Origin of the sequence: Pseudomonas sp. Fl5BN2 (assembly GCF_009908205.1) — a bacterium.
Taxonomy (GTDB): Bacteria; Pseudomonadota; Gammaproteobacteria; order Pseudomonadales; family Pseudomonadaceae; genus Aquipseudomonas.
Genome location: NZ_JAAARL010000008.1, coordinates 176,793 through 198,918 on the forward strand (window position 1 = coordinate 176,793; position 22,126 = coordinate 198,918).

Genomic DNA, 22,126 nt, shown 5'->3' on the forward strand with positions numbered 1-22,126 from the left:
GGCCTATTCCAACAAAAGGTGACGGGCGAGCCCTTCAATATAGGTTTCATCCTGGCCGTTGGGATGGGCTTCAAAGGCCAGGTGCAAGTATTCGTGGGTCAGGTCGAGGCGGTCCTGCAGCGACAGCACACCGCGCACGTAGATGCGCTGCCGCTCGCGGTCGACGTAAGGGCGACCGAAGCCCAGGCGGCAGACGGCAAACTGGCTGACTTCGTTGTAGCCAACCTCCTGTTCCAGGGGCTGACGCCAGCGTCGCCGCTGGCTCAGCAACCAGTCCTGGGCAGCGGGCAAGGGTTCACAGGAGGCCACCGGGTTGTCCCAGCGGCTGAGGCTGGCCCTGGGGTAGGCATGCAGCAGGATGGCGTCGTAGCGCTGGCCGGATCTAGCCTGCTCCACGGCCTGCTGCCAGGACAGTTTGTCTGGCGCTCGCAGGTCCGAGTGATAAGTAACCTGCGTACCGGCCAGGACCAGGTCGTCGGTCCAGGCTGCAATGGCCCGGGCTTCGGCAGTGGCCGGACGTGGCGCGACCCGTTGCCGGCTGCTGCTGTCGTCGATGCTCAGGCATTCGCCGCTGCGGCCGGCGTTCTGCAGCAGGTAGGTGCGGATCGCCACGGCCAGGGCCTTGGCTGCTTCCGGCGGTTCACTTGACGCTTCCCGCTGCAGCACCCGGGCCACATATTCCTCACGATCCAGGCGCGCCACCAATCGCTGGGCAGAAACGTCACGTTGCAGGAACAACTCGCCAGTGCTGTGGATATCCAGCTGATTGCCATTGGTGAACTCCACCCGGTAATCCCCCTGCAGGGCACCCGGCTTGGCGAGCTGACCGCTCTGGCTGACACTTTTCAACGGGTAGCGTGAAAACAGGCTGACTTCCACGCAACGCTGCTTATCCACAGGCATGCTGTCCGGCAGTACCTGGTTCAGGGCTGAAGCGTAGTCCTTCAAGACTCGCTGGCTGGTGCCTCGACCACCGACCCACAAGGGCGTGCCGTCCACCAACCAGCCGGCAAAACCGCCCTGGCGCGACTGCGGGTCCTGATCCGCCAGCCAACTCCAGGTCTTGACCCGCAGACGTGCGCCCAAGGCGCCGACCACAGCACCGTCGCCGGCCTTGAGCAGTACATCCAGCAATACCCGACGCGCCGTGTCCCGAGCCGGCAACAGCGCCAGCACCTGCAACAGCTCCGCCACCGGAACCCGTGTCTGCGGTTGCAGTTGATTCAGGTCCTGCAACCAGTCCGGGGCGTTGTGCGCTTGCCAGTACTGGCGCCATTGAGCCGCGGACAGCTGCAGGCGCTGGGGCTCGAAGTACAAACCACAGGAACGCACCAGCGCCTGGTCCCGGGCGATGCTGCCACCCACCGTGCAGCAATAGACTTCTTCCTTGGATTTGCCCTGGCAGGCATAGACCGGCTCCTGGGCGCCAGTATCCACCAGCCAGGCATAGACGAAGAGTTTCCAGACACTGCCAAGCGGCGCCTGCAGGTCCTTCGGCAACGACTCGCGCGCCAGTACCTGGGTCTTGCTCAGGCTCACCAGCTCGCTGTCCGGGGCAGTCTTCCAGGCCAGGCGCAGGGGCTCTTCCTGGGCCGTTACCAGCCCAGGGAGCAAACACAGGTACAACCAGGCCCAACGCCGCGTCATGTTATTTGACCGTGACCTGACCCAAGGCCGGCGTACGCTCCTGAGCCTGACGCTCTGGTGCATACACCTGGTAGAAACGTGCGGGAGGCAGGTTGAACTGGCCTTTCTGGGAGAAGCGGATCAGGTGGCGCAGACGCACTTCACTGCTGTCATTCAGCGCATCCAGCGGCACCGCGTAGCTCATTTGCCCAGGCTCGAAACGGGCCTTTTCCAGGGACGCCGCTTCGGTACCGGCAGGACCGGCCAGCTTGATCCCCCAGGTGGTGCGCTCAACGTCAGCGCCCGGCGGCAGCGGTACTTCCAGCATGCCGTACAGCAGCGGCCGGCTGCCCTGATTGGCGATGATCACTTCATCCAGGTACAGACCGTCGCTGGCGATTGGCTTGTTGCCCACAGGCTCCAGCTTGAAGGTAAAGGCCTCGTCGCCCGGTACCAGGCGCAGCAGGCGGCGAGTGATATTCACCGGCGATGGCGTGGTGCCCAGGTCCAGTTTGCTCAGGTAACTCACCGAGGCCCGCAGCGGACGTTCCGGCACAGCGTTCAAGGTCAGCACCGTAGGCACCTGAGGTCCCTGCCACAGCCAGTAGTTTTCACCGCTGGCGCCCTGCTGCTGTTGCCAGCCCTGCCCCGGGTTCAAGGCCACGGCAGGTGCCGACTGGGCCACGCTGCGTTGCAGCCAGGTCAGGGCCAGGGCCCGTTCCAGGGTCGACTGCGACGGCAACAGGCGTTGCAGCAAGGCTCGCGCCGCTGCTTGATCGAACGGTTTCAACGACAGGCTCAGGGCCTGGATGAACGGTTTGGAGCTGATCTCGACCTGCTGCTGCGCCGCTTCCAGTTGCGCCACAAACGCCGGCGGCGGCGTGACCTTGGCATCCCGCGCCAGGGTCGCAGCCAGCACGCGAGCGCTGGCCAGGCCAAGGGCCGAATCCGGATCATCCATCACCAGACTGTCACTGCTGTCGTCCTGCATGCTGGCAGCCGGACCGGCACCGGCCTTGGCCAGATCATCCATCAGCCCACTGACCAGGGTAGCGATCGGCAGCTTCATTTCACGGGCGAAGGAGAGGATCAACGCCCGCTGCAGCAGCGGCGTATTACCAGCCTGCTTGGCGTAGACATCCAGCACCCGCTGCCAGTGTTCCGGCGGCAGGTTCAGGTCGAGCACCTTGCTCGCGTTCCAGTCGGCGTAATACGCATAGGCGGTGAGGAAGGCATCTGGATCAACGTCTTCGCCCCACCAGGTGAACGCAGCTTCCGGCCCGGCCATGTGCACCAGGCGCAGGCGACTGTTCTGCATCATCAGGCGCAGCCGGTCGCGGACCTGCGGGTTGCTGGCCAGCGCCGGGTAGGCAACGCTCAGCGGCAGCAACTGGCTAGCGGTCTGCTCGACGCCGCCATAGGGGTATTCCAGCAAGTCATCCAGGGCTGAACGAAACAGCGCTTGCGGGCTGTCGTCCAGGCGCAGGCGGATCTCGGCGGCATCGGCCGGCAACCCCAATGGGGTGCTGGTGGTGACTACATCCAGGCTCTGGGTTTGCACCGTCTGCCAGCCCGCGGCACTGCTCACCAGGCGCACTGCCAGAGCATCCACGGTCTTGCCGCCCTGCACCAACTCAGCGCTCCACTCACCGTTACCCGGGACAATGGCCGGCAGCGCCACGTAGTTGATCCCACTGTTCAGGGTCAATGGCAGGCGCTGGGACTCCCCGGCGTAATGGATGACCAACTCGGCCTTGGCCGGTTGCTCGGACTGGCTGAAGGCGAACACCCCAAGCTCTGGTTTGTCGCCGCTGCGGAAACGGGTTGGGCCGCTCCACTTCAGGTACAGAGCCTTGTCGGAGCGGACGAACTGCTTCTTCTGCCCCACTTGGCCGTCATCGGCGATGGCCCGAGCGGTGATGCGCCAGCGCGTCAAGGAATCCGGCATGCGGAAGGTGAACCGCGCCTTGCCGCTGCCATCGCTCACCAGCTCCGGCTGCCAGGCTGCGGTGTCGACGTCTTCACGGCGAGGGCGCTCCAGCACCTTGACCCCGCGCTCGCTGCGGTTGGCCTTGCCTGGAGCCGTTGGGCTGCCTGGCAGGGCCACGTCGTAGCTGATGAACGACAGGCTGGCGCTGGTACGTACGTTGTTGCGCCGCGGATGGTAGAAGAACTGATCGATGCTCGGAGCCACTTCCGGTTGCAGGGCATAGACCATTTCGTCCACCACGCTGACCGTCAGGTGCGCCGGTACCGGCTTGCCAGCGAACTGGGTGGACAGGTCCACGGTGACCATGTCACCCGGCTGGTACTTCTCCTTGTCGGTATGGATGGCGACGTCGATCTGCGGTGTCAGCACCTTGATCCCGGCGTTCTGGAAGCTGTACTCACCACCCTTGGTGTAGAGCACGGAGAAGGTCAGGTTTGGCGCAAAGTTGTCCTTCACCGGCACTCGGGCGCGGTATTGGGTGGGGCTGAGTTTTTCCACTTTCAGCCAATCGCCGCCCTTGGACAGGAGCGCGGTGGCCTCGACCTTGTCGCGCTCCAGGGACAGCAGCGCATCGTTGATCGGCTCCGGGAAGGTGATCAGCGCCAGGGCCTCTTCACCAGCCTTGTACTCGGCTTTGTCGAGGACGATTTCAACGGTGCCTGGCACGGCCTTGATGCCTTCGCCGGTAACCGCGTGGCTGGTACCACCCAGTACCCGATCATGCTCGTCGCGCACGGTCAGGTTGTAGGTGCCAGGACGCTCGAAGGCCAGGGAAAAACCGCTGTCGGCGGCAGCCAGCTTGCCGTCGCCGGTGGACTGGTCTTCCAGGCGAACCCAGCTGTAGCGGCTCGGTTTGACGCTCTTGCTCTGCTCGCTGGTGTTCTGGTTGGCGTAGCTGAACTGCACCTTGTCACCGGCGGCGCTGAAACGCTGCGGCGCGCCGAGGCTGAAGCTCGCGGCGCCACGCTCGATGAGGATTTCCTTGGTGGTCTTGACCCGGTACGCGGCGCCATCGCTGGCGAACACGGTGAGCATGTAGCGGCTCGGTTTGTCCGCAGCCGGCAAGTCCAGAGTGGCGCTGCCTTTGGCGTCAGTGGTCAGTTCGGCGCTGGTCAGCTCCACCGGGAACTGCCCCATGTACTGCAGTTCGTTGTCCACCATGGACAGCTGCTGGGCCCGCAGGCTCAGTTGCAGGCGGGCGTTGGCCACCGGCTTGCCATCCGGGTAGAGCAGCACCAAGTTGCCCTTCACGGCCTCGCCGGTCTTGAAGTCCGGCTTGGCCAGGCTCAAGGAAATCTCGAAGTGCGGCTTGATGTACTCGGCGACACGGAAGGCACTGCTGTAGACCTGATCCTTGTAGCTGAAACGCAATTCATAACCACCGGCCACGGCATTTTCCGGCAGTTGGAAACGGCTCTGGGTGCCGGACTTGGAATCGAGGCTCAGGGTCAGGTTCTGCAGCGCGGTACCGGCCGCATCGAGCACACTGACATTTACCGCGCCGGCTCCCGGCTGCACCGAATCCCGGGCGTTCTTGAACTCACGGCCGACAATCTTCAACGACACCCAGTCTCCCGGGCGGTACAGCGGCCGGTCGGTAAAGGCATAGAGCTTGGTGTCGTAGATTTCACTGTCGTAGTAGAAGTTCTCGGAGACGAAAACCCCGCCTTCCTGGTCTTCACCGATCACATAGGAACGTTCGGGGCTGGCGTGTTTCAGGCGCACCAGGCCCTGCTCATCGGTGGCGCCACTGTTCATCACGCCGAGGCCGTCGGTCCACAGCACGTTGACCTTGGGCACCGAGTTGCCTTCGTGTTTACCCGCGGCCCAGACCAGCAGTTCGTCGCCAGCAATCTTGCTCACTGCCACGGTATTGGAAACAAACACCATGGTGGTGGCGCGGTACTTGCCCACCAGGGCCTCCACCAGGTACAGCCCCGGCTTGAGTTGCCCCAGCGGGATATAGACGTTGCCCGGCGCGACGTTGATGAACTGGCTGGAGGAACCGGACAGGTCAACCCCGGCCGGCGGCTGGATCGGCTTGGCCTGCCACAGCGGATAGCGGAACTGGGTCACCAGGGGCAGCCCCGGGATCAGGGCGAATTGCGGCTGGACGTCATACGGCGTCGGCGCCAGCATCGAGTTGCCCACCTTCAGCTCCGGCACCTCTTCGGTAACCTGCTTGCGCGACTCGTAGGAGAAGGCGCGCTGCATCACCCGCCGGGATTTGCGGTACCAGTTGTCCCACAGGTAAGCCAGGGTGTTGGAAAGCCCCTCGCCCTTGAACTGACCGTCACTGACCACCCGGTGCAGGTTTTTCTGGCGCTTGAGGAAATCCAGCGGCTGGTCGATCCGGTACACCCGAATGTCCGCTCCACCATAGGGCTCCATGCGGAAACGCCGGTAGTCACGGCCCGGGGCCTCGAGGCGCACCATGGCCTGCTCGTCACTGGCGAAGCTGCTATCGGCCAGGAGGAAGAAACTCTCGCCGGAGACCGCCGCGTAATCGCTGGACGGCACCGAATCTTCGGCATTGACCAGCGCCACGGGGGCCAGCAGGGTCAAGGCCAGGGTCAGGCGAAACAGAAAACGGGACATACGCGATTCGCTCATTGGGTGAGGAAGTTCAGTCGATAGATGCCGATGAAGTTGGGGTTGGCTGAGTCGGGTATCCATCGAGTGTCCTTCCATGTCATCAGTTGCTGCACGCTAGCCGAGCGCATGCCGTTGTCGGTGGGAGTGGTGGTACCGGTGTGATAGGCAATGTTGCGGCCCATCCAGATCATCAGGTGCTGGTCATCGCCCTGATCGAAGAACAGCAGGTCTCCGGGGCGCGCCTGACCCAGGTCACGGCTCACCAGATGGCTGTTGAACTGGATCAGCTTGATCGCGTTGACGTAAGGCCCGACCTGGCCCCCGCCCTGCTGCCATTGCTGAGCCAAGCCGCGCTGGCCCTCGCTCAATTGCAGCTCCGGTGGCAGGTAGCGATTGGACAGGCCGTTGGCCCGCAACCATTTGTTGTCGTGGACCTTGAGCGCCTCGTTGGCGGCAAAGCGCACCAGCCCGGCGCAATCCTGCTGATACCAGCGCGGGCTCGGCCCCTGGCTCAGTTGCTCCTGGGCGATGCGCACGAACCAGGCGCGGAACACCTGGGACTGCGGCACGTCCAGCGGCGGGACCGGCGTCGCGCCCACGGCAGTGCTCAGCAACAAAGCGAGCAGGCCGAGGCTGCTCAGGCGCTTGCGCAATGCGCTCACAGCGCACGCCATTGCAGGGGCAGCCATTGCCAGTGCCCCTTGGGTTCACTGCCTTCGGGCAGGGTCAGGACGTATGTGCCATAACCGCCGAGGGTGCGCAGCTTGGGCACCAGATAGGTCTGCGCAGCGTTGTTGAACACCGGCTCCATGTCCTGGGGCACACTGTCGAAGGTTTCCTGCTGGATCAGTTGGGCCAGGGACTGCGGGCCCAGGTACACCGGCATCAGCGCGTCCTTGGGGAGCACGTCGGCCAGTGGCGGGAAGCGTTTGTCGAGCGTGCCCAGGGCCTTGCCCACCAGTTTGTCATCCAGGGAGAACACCAGGGTCGAGCCGTGGCGAGCCAGGCTGACCTGCATGAAGGCACGCCCGGTAATGGTGTTCGGGTCCTTGGCGTCCTTGGCCGGGTACTGGCCGAAGTTGGAACTGACCTGGCGCTGCCACTGGTGCACGTCGCCATTCTGCTGCTCCAGCACCGGGAAGATCCGCTCCTCGACCTTGCTCTCCCGGGAGCCCACCATCGAACCAAACAGCTTACCCAGGTCGGCATCGAGCTTGGCACTGTCCTGGTCCTTGAGGCTCGCCACCAGCAGCGGTGTATACAGCCGCGAATCAGCGTACCAGCACAATCCGGCGGTGCCGGCCATGTGCTCGGTCAGCGTTGCCGCCACCGACTCTTCGGCACCGAGCTTGACCAGCAACGGCTTCTGCTGCTCTACCGCCAACGGCAGTGCGACGCAGGCACTGGCCCCCATGGGCATGGCTTGCCAGATCGGCTTGAAGTCGAAGTCCGGCTGGTTGTCCTGCTCCTCCATGGCCAGGTAGCTGTGCCAGCCCTTGTCATCCATCTCGAAGCGCAGGCCGGCGAAGTTGGGGATAAAGCGCTGGTAACCCATGGCCAGGACACTGGCGTTAACCGTCAGGCGTTGCTGCACTTCAGGCTTGCGCGCCTCCAGGCCGAAGGCCTCGGGGAACAGCTTGTCGCCATTGAGCAGCGCTTCCAGTGCCGTGGTGGAGACGTCGCCGTGCTGATCATCGGTGCCCTCCTCCTCATCGCTGCTGGCATTCGGGTCATAGAGTTTTGCCGGGTTGGACAGCACCACCAGCTTGTCGCCGTGGGAAGCGAACGCCAGGGATTTACCGGCGTTGTAGTTCAACTGGTAGAGCGTCACCGCATCGCCGCCGACCTTCAGATCCGCCAGCTGGCTCAACTGGCTGTCATCCAGGGCAACCTTGGCCAAAGGCTCCAGCAATTTCGCCAGCCCGCCACGGTCCATCACCAGCAAAAAGTCCTTGAGACGTCCATCAGCGCCGCGCCACAGCGCCACATCCGCCGGCTGGTCGAACAGTTGCTCGATCAGGTTGTCCTGCAGCTTCAGGTCATGCTCGTAGATGATCCGCCGCAGGCCACCGATCAACCCCAGGCGGTCGGCGTGAGTCTGATAGTAGAAGACGAAATCCTCGGTCAGGGTTTCCTTGAGGAACGGCACCGCCAGCAAGTCCTTGGGCAACTGGGACAGCGAATGCGTCTCCAGCAACCCGTCCGGACGGCTCAGGCCAAGCTTGTCGCCGGCCAGCTCCGCCACCGGCGTCTTGGGCTTGCAGCCCACGCCCGTGATCGCCGCCGCCACCAGGCACAAGCCCACGACCAGGGCCGGCCAGCGCCGCTTGCCAGCGAGTTGATCTGTAGCGGGGATACCGACTGCCGGGGATGCTGTGTTTTCGCTCATGATTCACAAAGCCCAATTCATCCGTGGTGCGGGATGTTCAATAGTTGAAAGACTTGACCAGCAACAGGTCGCCGATGGCCCGCATGGGCACGATAAAGGTCTCGCGTTTCTCATCGACGGTGTTTTCGTTAAGGATCAGGTTGATCTGCGAGGTGATCACCTCGTTCTGATTGCTGCCTTCGTCGAAGTTGTACCCGCCACTGCCGAAGTTGCCCCAGTAGTTGACGTAGATCAGATAGGTGCCCCGCAGCGGCGCGGTCATGGTGAACATTTCCGGGCCCGGACCATCGACCCCATCCGGGTCCAGGCCACCGCCGTTGGTCAAGCCGGGATGGCCGAAGAACGCATGCTGACCATCCGGGGTGATGATGTGCATGTCGAGCTCGGCCTTGGGGTCGTCCCAGCCGAGCACCACGCGAATGCGCGGCGGTGTCTTGTTCTGATTGGCTTCATAGAACTGCACGCGCTTGAGGGACTTGCCCTCGGAACTGCGTACTTCGACGCTATTGGAGCCGGCACCGAACGCATAGGGCCGGCCGAAGCGACCTTGCTCGTCGGTGTAGAGGTTCAGCGGGTTACCGTTGACCGACAGGCTGTGGGGCTGGCGCAAATGGCCAATGGCCTTGAGCTGGCCTTCAATCATGGTGCGGTTGCGTTGAATGCCGCGATCGATGGGCGGCGTCGGATAGGCCACCCGGTCCTGCTCGGTCCGGTCCAGCAACCCGGAATAACGCCAGCCGGCCAGGGGTTCCTGAAGCTCGGCGGAAGGCTCGGCGAACGCCGTCCCGGCCAACACCAGGGTCAGCAGAAGGGAGGATAGAGCGCGCATGTACTGCGTCCTGCCATGCATGGGAAAACCCTGGCGCCAGATCCTCGGCGCAGCTGCAAACATTCAGAAAGTCAGCCCGACGAAAGAGGGCATAGAAGAGGCCGCAGATTAGCGACTTGGTGCCTGTTACACAATTGGAGAAAGGGGATTTTGCGAAGAAGTCGGCACACCCCTGAAACCCGCGCAGCAAGTGCCATTAGAGCGATATCAGAAACGCCCACTCCACACTCATCACCGGTGATGCTCGAGCGTTGCCAATCCCCATGAAACATCCTCGATTCAGGTATGAGTCCGCCCCAGACCGATCTCGGTAAATAGAGTGCCAGCGAGCCCTTCTCATTTGCCCGAAACCCCGGTGTCTGCTAGTGTCGCGCCGGTTTAACGTCAACCGGGATAGCCGCCATGGCCCGCAAAAAAGCTGCCTTAGATTTCGAACAATCCCTCGCCGACCTGCAAACCCTGGTCGAGCGTCTGGAGAACGGCGAGCTGTCGCTGGAAGACTCATTGACCGCTTTCGAGCAAGGCATCGGCCTGACCCGTGACTGCCAGGCCGCCCTGGCCCAGGCCGAGCAGAAAGTACAGATCCTGCTGGAGCGCGATGGCGAGCTGGCGGAACAGCCCTTCGATGCGGAACAGCCAGAATGATTTCCGCCTATCAGGCCACCAGTCAGGCCCGCGTCGACGCTGCAATGCAAACCCTGTTCATTGCTCCAAGCCCCGAACTTGCCCGCCTCTATGAAGCCATGCGCTACAGCGTGATGAATGGTGGCAAACGAGTGCGCCCACTGTTGGCCTATGCCGCCTGCGAGGCTCTGGGCGGCAAGCCCGAGCAAGCCAACGGCGCAGCCTGTGCGGTGGAACTGATTCACGCTTACTCGCTGGTGCACGACGACCTGCCGGCGATGGACGACGACGACCTGCGTCGCGGCCAGCCCACCACTCACAAGGCCTTCGACGAAGCCTGCGCGATCCTTGCCGGTGACGGCCTGCAGAGCCTGGCCTTCAGTGCCCTGCTGGACCCGCAGTTGAGCGACGCCAGCGCCGAGATCCGCCTGCGCATGGTCACCACCCTGGCCCTGGCCGCAGGCCCTGCGGGGATGGTCGGCGGCCAGGCCATCGACCTCGGCTCGGTGGGCCTCAAGCTCGATCAGCAGGCTCTGGAGTACATGCACCGGCACAAGACCGGCGCCCTGATCGAGGCCAGCGTGATCCTCGGCGCCCTGGCCAGCGGCATGGCGGAGAAAGACGAACTGAAGTCCTTGCAGACCTATGCCCGAGCCATCGGCCTGGCGTTCCAGGTGCAGGACGACATCCTCGACGTCGAAAGCGATACCGCGACCCTGGGCAAACGCCAGGGCGCCGACATTGCCCGGGACAAGCCAACCTACCCGGCGTTGCTGGGCCTGGCCGCCGCCAAGGAATACGCCCTGGAACTGCGCGACCAGGCGCTGCACGCCCTGCGTCCGTTTGACGCAGCGGCCGAGCCCCTGCGCGAGCTGGCGCGGTATATCGTCGAGCGCCGCAGCTGATCGGCGGCCCGCACCCGGACCGCATATCGGCCAAGTTCGGTGCTCTGCGTGGGCAGCTTGCGATGCATAAGGTAAACTGCCGCCTCTTTCTATACCTATAACGATTCGCCTGATGCCCACGACGTTTCATGAGATTCCCCGCAAACGCCCGACCACGCCGCTGCTCGACCGTGCCAAGACGCCGGACGGCCTGCGCCGGTTAGGTGAAGCCGAGCTGGAAACCCTGGCCGATGAATTGCGCCTGGAATTGCTCTACACGGTCGGCCAGACCGGTGGGCACTTCGGTGCCGGCCTCGGGGTCATCGAGCTGACCATCGCGTTGCATTACGTATTCGACACCCCGGACGACCGGCTGGTGTGGGACGTGGGTCATCAGGCCTATCCGCACAAGATCCTCACCGGTCGCCGCGAACAAATGGCCACCCTGCGCCAGAAAGACGGCCTGGCCGCTTTCCCCCGGCGCTCCGAGAGCGAGTACGACACCTTTGGCGTCGGCCACTCCAGCACCTCCATCAGTGCCGCGCTGGGCATGGCCATTGCCGCCCGCCTGCAGAACAGCGAGCGCAAGGCTATCGCGGTGATCGGCGACGGCGCCCTTACTGCTGGCATGGCCTTCGAGGCCCTGAACCACGCGCCGGAAGTGGACGCCAACATGCTGGTGATCCTCAACGACAACGACATGTCGATCTCGCGCAATGTCGGCGGCCTGTCCAACTACCTGGCCAAGATCCTCTCCAGCCGCACCTACGCCAGCATGCGCGAGGGCAGCAAGAAGGTCCTGTCGCGCCTGCCAGGCGCCTGGGAAATCGCCCGCCGTACTGAAGAGTACGCCAAGGGCATGCTGGTACCCGGCACCCTGTTCGAAGAGCTGGGCTGGAACTACATCGGCCCCATCGATGGCCACGACCTGCCGACCCTGATCGCCACTCTGCGCAACATGCGCGATCTCAAGGGGCCGCAGTTCCTGCATGTGGTGACCAAGAAGGGCAAGGGCTTCGCCCCGGCGGAAGTCGACCCGATCGGCTACCACGCCATCACCAAGCTGGAACCTCTGGACGCTCCGGCCGCTGCGCCGAAAAAGGCCGGCGGACCGAAGTACTCCGGCGTGTTCGGCGAGTGGCTGTGTGACATGGCCGCCGCCGACCCGCGGCTGGTGGGCATTACCCCTGCGATGAAGGAAGGCTCCGACCTGGTGGCTTTCAGCGAGCGTTTCCCGCTGCGCTACTTCGACGTGGCAATTGCCGAACAGCACGCGGTGACCCTGGCGGCCGGCATGGCCTGCGAAGGTGCCAAGCCGGTGGTGGCGATCTACTCCACTTTCCTCCAGCGCGGCTACGACCAACTGATCCACGACGTGGCGGTGCAGAACCTCGACGTGCTGTTCGCCATCGACCGCGCAGGCCTGGTGGGCGAAGACGGCCCGACCCACGCCGGCAGCTTTGACCTGTCCTACTTGCGCTGCATCCCCGGCATGCTGGTGATGACCCCAAGCGACGAGAATGAACTGCGCAAGATGCTCAGCACCGGCCACCTGTACAACGGCCCGGCGGCCGTGCGTTACCCACGCGGTACTGGCCCCAATGCGCCGATCGACAAGGACCTGGAGCCGATCGAGATCGGCAAGGGCCTGATCCGTCGCCAAGGTCGACAAGTCGCTCTGCTGGTGTTCGGCGTGCAACTGGCCGAAGCCCTGCTAGTGGCCGAGAAACTCGACGCCACCGTGGTCGACATGCGCTTCGTCAAGCCTCTGGATGAAGCCCTGGTCCGCGAAATTGCCGCCAGCCACGAACTGCTGGTGACTATCGAAGAAAACGCCATCATGGGCGGCGCCGGTGGCGCGGTCAGTGAATTCATGGCCCGCGAAAGCATCCTCAAGCCGATTCTGCACCTGGGTCTGCCGGACGCTTATGTCGAGCACGCCAAGCCGGCGCAGATGCTTGCCGAATGTGGCCTCGACGAGGCCGGCATCGAGGCCGCGGTGCGCCAGCGCCTGCAACTGCTGGGCCTGTCGTAAACTCTCTAGCGAATGCAGGGCCTGCCCTCCGGGCCCTGTAGCCCTGCGCGACTCGCCCGCATCGGCAACCTGGGTGCCGCATTCCCCGATTCTTGCGGCCAAGGCCCCCGCCGCGCTAATGGAATAGCCATGAAACTCTCTCGCCTTGCCCTGCCCCTGTGCCTCCTGCCCTGTGCCGATTTGCTCGCAGACACTTTTGAACGCGATCAAGCCCTGAAACTTCCGGAGACGCTGATCAGTGCCAATCGCCAGGTACAGGCGCGCAACGACAGCAGCGCCGCCAACAGCGTATTCACCCGAGAAGAAATCGATCGCCTGCAACCCAGCAGCCTGATCGACCTGCTGCAACGGGTACCGGGGGTGCAGGTCGCCCAGAGTGGCGGGCGTGGTAGCCCGCCGAACATTTTCATCCGCGGCACCAACTCGGCCCAGAGCCTGGTATTGGTAGACGGCCAACGCATCAGCAGCTCCTCGTCCGGCGACAGCAACCTGCAATTCATCAGCGTCGACCAGATCGAGCGCGTGGAAGTACTGCGCGGCTCACGCTCGGCCCTCTACGGCAGTGATGCCTTGGGTGGCGTGATCCAGATATTTACTCGGCGCGGCGCCGAGTCTGGGCTGCACGGGCGCATGCGCGTTGGAGTCGGCAGCAACCAGACCTGGGAGCGCAGCCTGGGGCTGTCCGGCGGTGATCAACAGACGCGCTTCAGCCTGGGCGCCAGCCTGGATGAAACTGCCGGGATCGACTGGACTCGTGAGTCATTCCCCAGCGACGCCGACCACGATGGTTATCGCAACAAATCGTTGAGCTTCACCCTCAGCCACGCGCTGAGTGATGACCTGGAGGTGGGGTTCAACCTGCTGGATAACCGTGGTCGTACGCGCTATGACAACCCTTTTGGTCGCTACGACTCAAACTACAACGTCTTCGAGCAGGACCCCTACACCGACTTCAGCGTCAGTAGCGCCAGCGGGTATCTCGACGCAACCATCAACGACCGCTGGCAGTCGCGGATAGAACTGGGGCACAGCGAGAACCGCGATCTCAAACGCGACAAGCTCAGTGACGAGCGCAGTGTATTCAATACCTATCGGGACTCACTGAACTGGCAGAACGATCTGCGCCTGAACGACCAGAACAGCCTGATCGTCGGAGCCGACTGGTATGAAGACCGGCTCAATACCAGCCCGGCCCGATTTGCCGAGGACAGCCGCTGGAACCGCGCCGCCTTTATCCAGCACCGCTTTCGCGGGGACAGCTTCTCCACCGAGCTGGGCCTGCGTCGCGACCAGAATCAGCAATATGGCGGGCAAAACACCTGGAGCGGCACCTTCACCCTGCCGTTGAACCCGGACAACGACCTGCTGCTGTCCTACAGCGAAGGCTTTCGGGCACCGAACTTCAGTGATCTGTACTACCCGGGATACGACAATCCCAACCTCAAGCCAGAACACTCAAAGAGCTATGAACTGCAATGGCGCAGCCAACTAAGCGAAAGCAGTCGCCTGGAGGCCTCGCTTTATCGCACAGACATCAAGGATGCTATTACCCCTGATGCCAGGTACCGCCCACAGAACATTGGCTCCGCGCGCATTAACGGTTTCGAGGCAAGTCTCAAACAAGAGATATTGGGTTGGCAGAGCAACCTTGGGTTGGCGATCATCGACCCCAGGGATCGTGACACCGGACACACCCTGAACCGACGGGCACGGCGCACGTTGAGCCTGGATCTGGATCGGCAATTTGATCGATTGGGACTCGGTGCCAGCTGGCAGGCAATTAGCAGTAGTTACAACGACATGGGGAATCGATTCTCGATCCCCGGCTATAGCCTGTTCGGCCTGCGCAGCAGCTGGGCGGTCAACAATGAAATCAAGCTGGACCTGAAGCTCGACAATCTTTTCGACAAGTCCTACACGCGCGCGCTCTACAGCTACCAGGGCAGCGACTATGGCTACCGCACCGAAGGCCGCACCTGGATGCTCGGCGTGACCTGGACGCCGGAGCTGTAAGATCCGCCGCCTTCGCCGGCAAGCCGGCTCCTACAGTGATGGCGTAGGGCCGGCGAACAGGGCTCAGCGCTCAGGCGCGATCAATGCACAGAGCTTGGCAGTCGCGGCAATCATTTGCCCGCTGGGCCGTTCCAGTCCTTTATCAGTCACCAGCAACAAGCGTCCTTGCTTGACCGCAGCAATCTGCGGCCAGGCCTTCCAGGCATCCAACTGCCCCTGAGCAGTGGCCAGGATCACCTGCGGGTTGCGCTGCAACACCGCTTCGACGCTGACTTGAGGCGCCGGTAACTGCTGGTCGGCAAATACATTGCGGGCACCGCAGACGCTCAGCGCTTCACTGATGATCTGCCCGCCACCCACGGTGTACAGCGGCTGATCCCAGACTTGATAGAACACCGCCAAGGGGGGCTCGCGATGATAGCGCGCGCGCAACCGACTCAATTGCCGACTCAACTGCGCCGCTAGTTGCTGGCCAGCCGCAGGCCGCCCCAGGCGCTCGCCGATCTCGGCGATCTGCGCAATCAGTTGCTGAAGGTCATGGGGTTCGGCGACGTAGATGGCAATCCCCAGGCGCGACAGCTGTTCGCGCTGGGCCGGGCCCACACTGCCCGGCCAGAGCAGCAGCAAGTCGGGTTTGAGACTGAGCAGCCGCTCCATATCCAGTTGACCATAGCGCCCCACCGAAGGCAGACCCGCGATCTGTGGCGGACGCTCGCCGGCATCCAACACGCCGACCAGCAGCTCGGCGGCGCCTAATTCGACAACGATTTCCGAGAGCGAAGGCGCCAAGCTAACGACCCGCGGCGCCGCCAGTGCGGGAACGCTGGCCAGCAGGCACAGAAGCGCCAGCCAACGCAGCATCAGGCGAGTTGACGCGGGATACGGTAAAGGTAGAACAGCACTGCGCTGGACAGCGCCAGCAGCATTAGCGGCACTGCTTCCAGGCCGACGAATACCGCCAGGGCACCAATCCAGGCCGGCAACGAGGCTGCCAGGAAGGCCGCGCGACGCCGAGCTGCCAGGGTGATCCAGGCAGCCGGCTCATCAGGGGTGTCGAGGGCTTTACCGGCGGCGATCAAGGCATGCTTGTAGCCGTTGAAGAAACGCAGGCTGACGAACATCGAGGCCGTGCCGGCGATAAAGAACGGCATCGCCAGCACCGGCATGATCGCTTCGCCCTTGCCGAACACCGCATTGATCACGAACAAAGGCAACAAGGCCAACGCCAGGTACTGCCACCAACTGACGGTCAGCCGTCGGCGCACTTGACCCCGAGTCACAGGCGGTCGACCTCACCCTGGTGCTCGTTGCCCATCATGTGGTCGAGCTTGCTGGCCTTGGTCGCCAGGTACAACTTGTTGTGGGGGTTGTGACCGGTGTGCAGAGGAACGCGCTCGGCGACCTGGATGCCCATCTCGGTCAATGCCTTGACCTTGCGCGGATTGTTGGTCATCAGCCGCAGCGACTTGACCCCCAGGTGCTCGAGCATCGGCAGGCACATGGCGTAGTCACGCTGGTCGGCAGCAAACCCCAGGCGCTCGTTGGCTTCAACGGTGTCCGCGCCGCCATCTTGCAGCTCATAGGCGCGGATCTTGTTCAGCAGACCAATGCCGCGGCCTTCCTGGCGCAGGTACAAAATGACGCCACGACCTTCACGAGCAACGGCCTGCATGGCGGCTTCCAGTTGCGAACCACAGTCGCAGCGCTGGCTGAACAAGGCATCGCCGGTCAGGCATTCGGAGTGCAAGCGACCGAGCACCGGCGCGCCATCGGCGATGTCGCCAAGGCTGAGCACTACATGTTCACGGCCGGTGGCTTGATCGAGAAAACCATGCATGGTGAATTGCGCAAAAGGGGTTGGCAGCTTGCAAGCGGCAACAAAAACGACGGGCACTGTTGTGCTCCTGATCTGTATGAGGACTCAAGATTCGCAGAGGCGGCATTGTAACAGCAGCCTCCACTGGGTGCTTAGGCTGAATTATCGGAGATAAAGATCGATAAGTTTGATCAACGGGCTGCCGGGCGCCGCTCCCCGTCAAAGGGATAAGGCTGCTTCCAACGCGCGAATATCGGCCGCAATTGGCCCGTGCTCACCAACTGCTCCATGCGCCGGTCATACAGCGCCAGCAGCTCGCGCCCTCGCGGGTTACTGGCAAAACCCAGGTAAAGCGGCAGCTCGGTCAGGTGGGTGCGTTTGAACTGGCCGGGGTTCTGGGCCTGCCCCAGCACGTAGTCGATCTCGGTCTGGGAATCGATGTAGTAGTCAGCCCGGCTGTACAGCAGCATCGGCAGGATGCCGATCCGCCGGCGAATCTCGTTGTAACGGTGAACGTTGGGCAGGTAGTCCTGGTACTTGTAGCCACGCACCCAGACCAGCCGATAGCTGCCCAGGCTCGCCAGGTTCAACTCGGGATTGCTGGCCAGCCCCAGAGCATAGATGTGGTCGGTGTCGTAGTTGCGCTCCGGGTAGAGCACCCCGGGCGACTCATCACGGTAACCCCCCACTTGGGCATCCACTTCACCCCGCTGCACCAGCCCCACCGAACGGGTATAGGGCACGCTGCAGCGTTCAATGCGGATTCCCAGGGGCTCGAAGACTTCCCGCAGGATCTCCCAGGCCAAGCCCTGGCCGTTGGCTTCGGTGTACTGGCTCCACTCCTCGCTGGCAATGCGGATGGACTGGGGCGGCGCCTGCAACTCACTGGCCCGGACGCTACTGCAGCTCCAGACGACCAGCAACAGCAGCAGCGCGCGACAGACACCCATTGCCTTGCCCCTCAGCTAAAACACCACACCAGCCCTTGCATCGCCAGCCAGGCAAACACACCAGCCAGGACGTCGTCGAGCATGATGCCGACGCCACCATGAACATGCCGGTCGATCCAGCGAATCGGCCAGGGCTTGAGAATGTCGAAGAAGCGGAATGCCAGGAATCCCGCCAGCAACCAGTACCAGCCTTCAGGCACCAGCCACAGGGTGATCCACATACCGACCATTTCGTCCCAGACGATGCCTTCGTGGTCATGTACTCGCAGATCATCGGCAACCTTGCCGCACAGCCAGAAGCCGAACAGCATGGTGACGCCGAGCATCAACCAATAACCCCAATCCGGCAGCATCTGCCACAACGGGATAAAGGGTAGCGCAACCAGCGAACCCCAGGTGCCCGGAGCCTTGGGCAAGGTGCCGGAGCCAAAGCCGAAAGCCAGGAAATGCCAGGGATTGCGCCAGACCGATGGCGGCACGAACTCCGCAGGGAGCTGTTTTGGATGATCTGTCACGGTGTCTCCGGAAAATGTTGATAACCCCGGATGCCCGGGGTGATGTCCTGTCCGCCGGCATCCAGCAGAGTCACCCCTTGCCCGGCCACCACCCGTCCAACCACATGCACCGGCCAACCTGCAGCCAACAGCGGCGCAAGCTCGGCAGGCGGCAGAGTGAAGGCCAGCACGTAGTCGTCGCCGCCACTCAAAGCGGCAGCACGAGCGCCCCGCTCGCCAAGAAAGCTCAGCAGCGCCGCAGACAAGGGCAGCCTTTCGACCTCCACCTGCAGACCGACTGCCGACGCTGCGGCAATGTGCCCACAATCGGCCAACAGACCATCTGAGATGTCCAGGGCGGAGCTGGCCTTGCCACGCAAGGCCTGGCCCAGGGCTAACTGTGGTTGCGGCGACCAGTAATGAGCCAGCAGCGGATCGGCCACTGCCGGTTCGGCGCGACGCTGTCCCAACACCAGGGGCAAGGCGCCAGCGGCATTACCCAGCTCACCGCCGACACATAGAAGGTCACCCTCGCGGGCGCCGCTGCGGGTCAGGGCAAGGCCTGCGGGCACACGTCCGAACACCGTCAAGGTCAAGGTCAGGGGGCCGCGTGTGGTGTCGCCACCGACCAAGCGCACACCGCAGTTCTGGGCCATGGCGTTCAAACCGCGGGCATAGGCCTGCAACCAATCGGTGCTTACCGTCGGCAGGGTCAGGGCAAGGGTAAAGGCCAGCGGGGTGGCGCCCATGGCAGCCAGGTCGCTGACAGCCACCGCCAAGGAGCGTTGGCCTAAAAGAAACGGTTCGCAGGGATCGGCGAAATGCACACCGGCCACCAGGGTGTCGGTGGAAATCGCCAACTGCTCGCCAGGAGCAACTGCCAGCAAGGCGCAGTCATCACCGATCCCTAGAACAACACCTTCGCCGCCCTGCGCACAGGGCGCGGCAGCGAAGAAATTACGGATCAGCTCAAACTCGCCCATGGCAGCTGCAAGCGCGGATCAGCGCTTGAACGCCTTCACTTCAGCTTCACGCAGGCGCGGGGCCAGCTTGTCGAGAACACCGTTGACGAACTTGTGGCCGTCGGTGGAACCGAAAACCTTGGCCAGTTCGATACCCTCGTTGATCACCACGCGGTACGGCACGTCGACGCGCTTGAGCAGCTCCCAGGTCGACAGGCGCAGGACCGCCAGTTCAACCGGGTCCAACTCGTCAATGGCCAGGTCCAGGCAAGGCACGAGAGCAGTATCGATCTCGTTCTTGTGGGCCGGAACCCCGTGCAGGATCTCGCGGAAGTAGGCACCGTCGATGTCAGTGAAATCGTTGTCGACCCGAAACTGAGCTTCGATCTCGTTCAGCGAATGCTTGGCCATGTGCCATTGATACAGCGCCTGGGTCGCGAGCTGACGAGCTTCACGACGCTTGACGCTCTTGGATGGCTTGCCAGCACTGGCAGGCTTGGGATCGCGTGGGTTGAAACGATCGCTATCGTCGCTAATCACTTGGCCTCCAACTGCGCCAGCAGGCTGACCATTTCCAGGGCGGACAAGGCGGCTTCAGCGCCTTTGTTACCGGCCTTGGTGCCGGAACGTTCAATGGCTTGTTCGATCGAGTCAACGGTCAACACGCCAAAGGCCACCGGCACGCCGAACTCCATGGACACCTGGGCCAGGCCCTTGGTGCATTCACCTGCCACGTATTCGAAGTGCGGAGTACCGCCACGAATGACCGCGCCCAGGGCGATGATCGCCGCGTAATCACCCTTCTGTGCGACTTTTTGCGCAACCAACGGAATTTCGAAGGCGCCAGGAGCACGGATGATGGTGATGTCGCTTTCGCTCACGCCGTGGCGAACCAGGGCGTCAACCGCGCCGCTGACCAGGCTCTCGACGACGAAGCTGTTGAAACGGCCGACCACCAGGGCATAGCGGCCTTTAGGGGCGATGAAGGTACCTTCGATGGTCTTCAGGGTCATTCGACAAATCTCTTAAAGAGCCAGGGCGTGTCTAGCACACGCCCTTTAGTGATATTTGAACCGCGAATTTCAAGCCAGAAACGACCGGCTTTTATTCGGAGGGCACGTATTCTACAACTTCCAGGTCGAAACCGGATATCGCATTAAACTTCATCGGTGCACTCATCAGGCGCATTTTGCGCACGCCCAGGTCCCGGAGGATCTGCGAACCGGCACCCACGATGCTGTAGGTGGTCGGTTTCTTCGGCGGCTGGTGATCGGCCGTTTCACGAATGTGCGCCAACAGTACGTCACCGTCCAATGGGTGACCCAGCAGCAGTACCACGCCACTGCCCGCCTCGGCCACTGTGGCCATGGCCGCCCGCAGGCTCCAGCGGCCCGGTTGCTTGACCATCAGCAGGTCGCGCAGCGGGTCCATGTTGTGCACCCGCACCAGGGTCGGTTCTTCAGCGCAGATCTCGCCCAGGGTCAGCGCCATGTGCACATCGCCTTCCACGGAATCACGATAGGTCACCAGGTTGAACTGGCCCAGTTCGCTGTCCAGGGGCTGCTCGGCAATCCGCTGAACGGTACGTTCGTGGATCATCCGGTAGTGGATCAGGTCGGCAATGGTGCCGATCTTGATCTTGTGTTCGGCGGCGAAGGCTTCCAGCTCGGTGCGACGGGACATGGTGCCGTCGTCGTTCATCACCTCGCAGATCACCCCACTCGGCTCGAAACCGGCCATGCGCGCCAGATCGCAGGCGGCCTCGGTGTGGCCGGCACGGGCCAGGGTACCGCCGGGCTGGGCCATCAGCGGGAAGATGTGGCCCGGGCTGACGATGTCCTCGGCCTTGGCGTCCTTGGCAGCGGCTGCCTGCACGGTACGCGCACGGTCAGCGGCGGAGATGCCGGTGGTGACGCCTTCGGTGGCCTCGATGGAGACAGTGAACTTGGTGCCGAAACCGGAGCCGTTGCGCGGCGCCATCAGCGGCAGCTTGAGCAGCTCGCAGCGCTCGCGGCTCATGGGCATGCAGATCAGGCCACGGGCGTGCTTGGCCATGAAGTTGATGTGTTCGGCCTTGCAGCACTCGGCGGCCATGATCAGGTCGCCTTCGTTCTCACGGTCTTCGTCATCCATGAGGATGACCATCTTGCCTTGGCGGATGTCTTCAACCAGTTCTTCGATGCTGTTGAGCGCCACTCGGCACCCCCTTGAGTCAGGATTTGAGATAGCCGTTAGCGGCCAGAAAACTTTCGGTAATGCTGCCGCCCGTGGCCTCGGCCGCCTTGTCACCCAGCAGCAGGCGCTCCAGGTAACGCGCCAGCAGATCCACCTCAAGGTTGACCTGCCGACCCGGCCGGTAGTCGGCCATGATGGTTTCCGCCAGGGTGTGGGGCACGATGGTCAACTCGAACTCGGCGCCATTCACCGCGTTGACCGTCAGGCTGGTGCCGTCGACGGTGATCGAGCCTTTATGGGCGATGTACTTGGCCAGCTCTTTCGGTGCGCGGATGCGGAACTGGATGGCCCGGGCATTTTCTTCCCGCGCCACCACTTCACCGACGCCGTCGACATGGCCGCTGACCAGGTGACCGCCCAGGCGGGTGGTCGGGGTCAGGGCTTTCTCCAGGTTGACCCGGCTACCGGCCTTCAATTGATGAAAGGCGGTGCAGTCCAGGGTTTCACGGCTGACATCGGCCCAGAAACCATCGCCCGGCAGCTCAACAGCGGTCAGGCAGACGCCGTTCACCGCGATGCTGTCGCCCAGTTTGACGTCGGCCAGATCAAGCTTGCCGGTTTCTACATAGACCCGCACATCTCCGCCTTTTGGGGTCAATGCGCGAATGCTGCCGATGGATTCGATGATGCCGGTGAACATGGAGTCCTCCTCGAGAACAGGGCCGCCGGGTAGGCGAAAGTCGG

At 63.0% G+C, this 22,126-nt stretch carries 19 protein-coding genes; 4 read left to right on the forward strand and 15 right to left on the reverse strand.

Annotated elements, in window-relative coordinates:
• Window positions 1-3 precede the first annotated feature (3 nt).
• From GV819_RS13460 to GV819_RS13480, 5 genes are read right to left on the reverse strand one after another with little or no spacing between them, the layout of a single operon-like run.
• Window positions 4-1,647, reverse strand: coding sequence for a DUF2300 domain-containing protein (locus GV819_RS13460; protein ID WP_161756571.1), 1,644 nt, complete (start codon window positions 1,645-1,647; stop codon window positions 4-6).
• A 1-nt stretch (window position 1,648) separates the two neighbouring features.
• The gene (locus tag GV819_RS13465) at window positions 1,649-6,229 is read right to left on the reverse strand and encodes an alpha-2-macroglobulin family protein (protein WP_161756572.1); all 4,581 of its coding nucleotides are present in this window, start codon (window positions 6,227-6,229) and stop codon (window positions 1,649-1,651) included.
• Entirely contained in the window at window positions 6,226-6,885 is a 660-nt protein-coding gene (locus GV819_RS13470; RefSeq protein ID WP_161756645.1) for a DUF1175 domain-containing protein, read from the reverse strand. Before GV819_RS13470 ends, GV819_RS13465 begins: the two co-directional genes overlap by 4 nt.
• A complete protein-coding gene (locus tag GV819_RS13475) occupies window positions 6,870-8,600 on the reverse strand; it encodes a DUF2138 domain-containing protein (protein WP_161756573.1) in 1,731 nt (576 codons plus the stop codon). The genes GV819_RS13470 and GV819_RS13475 overlap by 16 nt, the downstream gene beginning before the upstream one ends.
• A gap of 37 nt (window positions 8,601-8,637) precedes the next feature.
• Window positions 8,638-9,429, reverse strand: a complete 792-nt coding sequence (locus tag GV819_RS13480) for a YfaP family protein (RefSeq protein ID WP_161756574.1) — start codon at window positions 9,427-9,429, stop codon at window positions 8,638-8,640.
• A gap of 402 nt (window positions 9,430-9,831) precedes the next feature.
• Between GV819_RS13480 and GV819_RS13485 the strand changes: the two genes are divergently transcribed.
• The 4 genes from GV819_RS13485 to GV819_RS13500 all read left to right on the forward strand — a co-directional run bounded on the left by GV819_RS13485 (window position 9,832) and on the right by GV819_RS13500 (window position 14,985).
• Window positions 9,832-10,074: an exodeoxyribonuclease VII small subunit gene (locus tag GV819_RS13485; RefSeq protein ID WP_011063724.1), complete on the forward strand. Its 243-nt coding sequence runs from the start codon at window positions 9,832-9,834 to the stop codon at window positions 10,072-10,074.
• Window positions 10,071-10,958: a (2E,6E)-farnesyl diphosphate synthase gene (ispA, locus tag GV819_RS13490; protein WP_161756575.1), complete on the forward strand. Its 888-nt coding sequence runs from the start codon at window positions 10,071-10,073 to the stop codon at window positions 10,956-10,958. The genes GV819_RS13485 and ispA overlap by 4 nt, the downstream gene beginning before the upstream one ends.
• Before the next feature lie 112 nt (window positions 10,959-11,070).
• Window positions 11,071-12,972 carry a 1-deoxy-D-xylulose-5-phosphate synthase gene (gene dxs / locus GV819_RS13495; protein WP_161756576.1) on the forward strand — a complete coding sequence of 634 codons (1,902 nt, stop codon included), beginning with the start codon at window positions 11,071-11,073 and terminating at the stop codon, window positions 12,970-12,972.
• 129 nt (window positions 12,973-13,101) lie between these two features.
• Window positions 13,102-14,985 carry a TonB-dependent receptor domain-containing protein gene (locus GV819_RS13500; protein WP_161756577.1) on the forward strand — a complete coding sequence of 628 codons (1,884 nt, stop codon included), beginning with the start codon at window positions 13,102-13,104 and terminating at the stop codon, window positions 14,983-14,985.
• Between the two features lie 63 nt (window positions 14,986-15,048).
• Here GV819_RS13500 and GV819_RS13505 read toward each other — a convergent pair whose 3' ends face one another.
• From GV819_RS13505 to GV819_RS13550, 10 genes are all read right to left on the reverse strand, one after another.
• Entirely contained in the window at window positions 15,049-15,846 is a 798-nt protein-coding gene (locus GV819_RS13505) for a cobalamin-binding protein (protein WP_161756578.1), read from the reverse strand.
• On the reverse strand, window positions 15,846-16,265 hold the full coding sequence (locus GV819_RS13510; RefSeq protein WP_161756579.1) for an MFS transporter: 420 nt from the start codon (window positions 16,263-16,265) through the stop codon (window positions 15,846-15,848). Before GV819_RS13510 ends, GV819_RS13505 begins: the two co-directional genes overlap by 1 nt.
• Complete coding sequence (ribA, locus tag GV819_RS13515) at window positions 16,262-16,879, reverse strand: GTP cyclohydrolase II (RefSeq protein ID WP_161756580.1); 618 nt, start codon at window positions 16,877-16,879, stop codon at window positions 16,262-16,264. Before ribA ends, GV819_RS13510 begins: the two co-directional genes overlap by 4 nt.
• 113 nt (window positions 16,880-16,992) lie before the next feature.
• Entirely contained in the window at window positions 16,993-17,751 is a 759-nt protein-coding gene (locus GV819_RS13520) for a substrate-binding periplasmic protein (RefSeq protein WP_161756581.1), read from the reverse strand.
• An 11-nt stretch (window positions 17,752-17,762) separates the two neighbouring features.
• Complete coding sequence (locus tag GV819_RS13525; RefSeq protein WP_161756582.1) at window positions 17,763-18,266, reverse strand: phosphatidylglycerophosphatase A family protein; 504 nt, start codon at window positions 18,264-18,266, stop codon at window positions 17,763-17,765.
• Window positions 18,263-19,228 (reverse strand): thiamine-phosphate kinase, encoded by a 966-nt coding sequence (gene thiL, locus GV819_RS13530; protein ID WP_161756583.1) that lies wholly within the window; start codon window positions 19,226-19,228, stop codon window positions 18,263-18,265. Before thiL ends, GV819_RS13525 begins: the two co-directional genes overlap by 4 nt.
• Window positions 19,229-19,246: 18 nt before the next feature.
• Window positions 19,247-19,747, reverse strand: a complete 501-nt coding sequence (nusB, locus tag GV819_RS13535; RefSeq protein ID WP_161756584.1) for a transcription antitermination factor NusB — start codon at window positions 19,745-19,747, stop codon at window positions 19,247-19,249.
• A complete protein-coding gene (gene ribH / locus GV819_RS13540; protein ID WP_161756585.1) occupies window positions 19,744-20,220 on the reverse strand; it encodes a 6,7-dimethyl-8-ribityllumazine synthase in 477 nt (158 codons plus the stop codon). Before ribH ends, nusB begins: the two co-directional genes overlap by 4 nt.
• A gap of 91 nt (window positions 20,221-20,311) precedes the next feature.
• Complete coding sequence (gene ribBA, locus GV819_RS13545; RefSeq protein WP_161756586.1) at window positions 20,312-21,403, reverse strand: bifunctional 3,4-dihydroxy-2-butanone-4-phosphate synthase/GTP cyclohydrolase II; 1,092 nt, start codon at window positions 21,401-21,403, stop codon at window positions 20,312-20,314.
• Window positions 21,404-21,419: 16 nt separating this feature from the next.
• A complete protein-coding gene (locus GV819_RS13550) occupies window positions 21,420-22,082 on the reverse strand; it encodes a riboflavin synthase (RefSeq protein ID WP_161756587.1) in 663 nt (220 codons plus the stop codon).
• Between the last annotated feature and the right edge of the window lie 44 nt (window positions 22,083-22,126).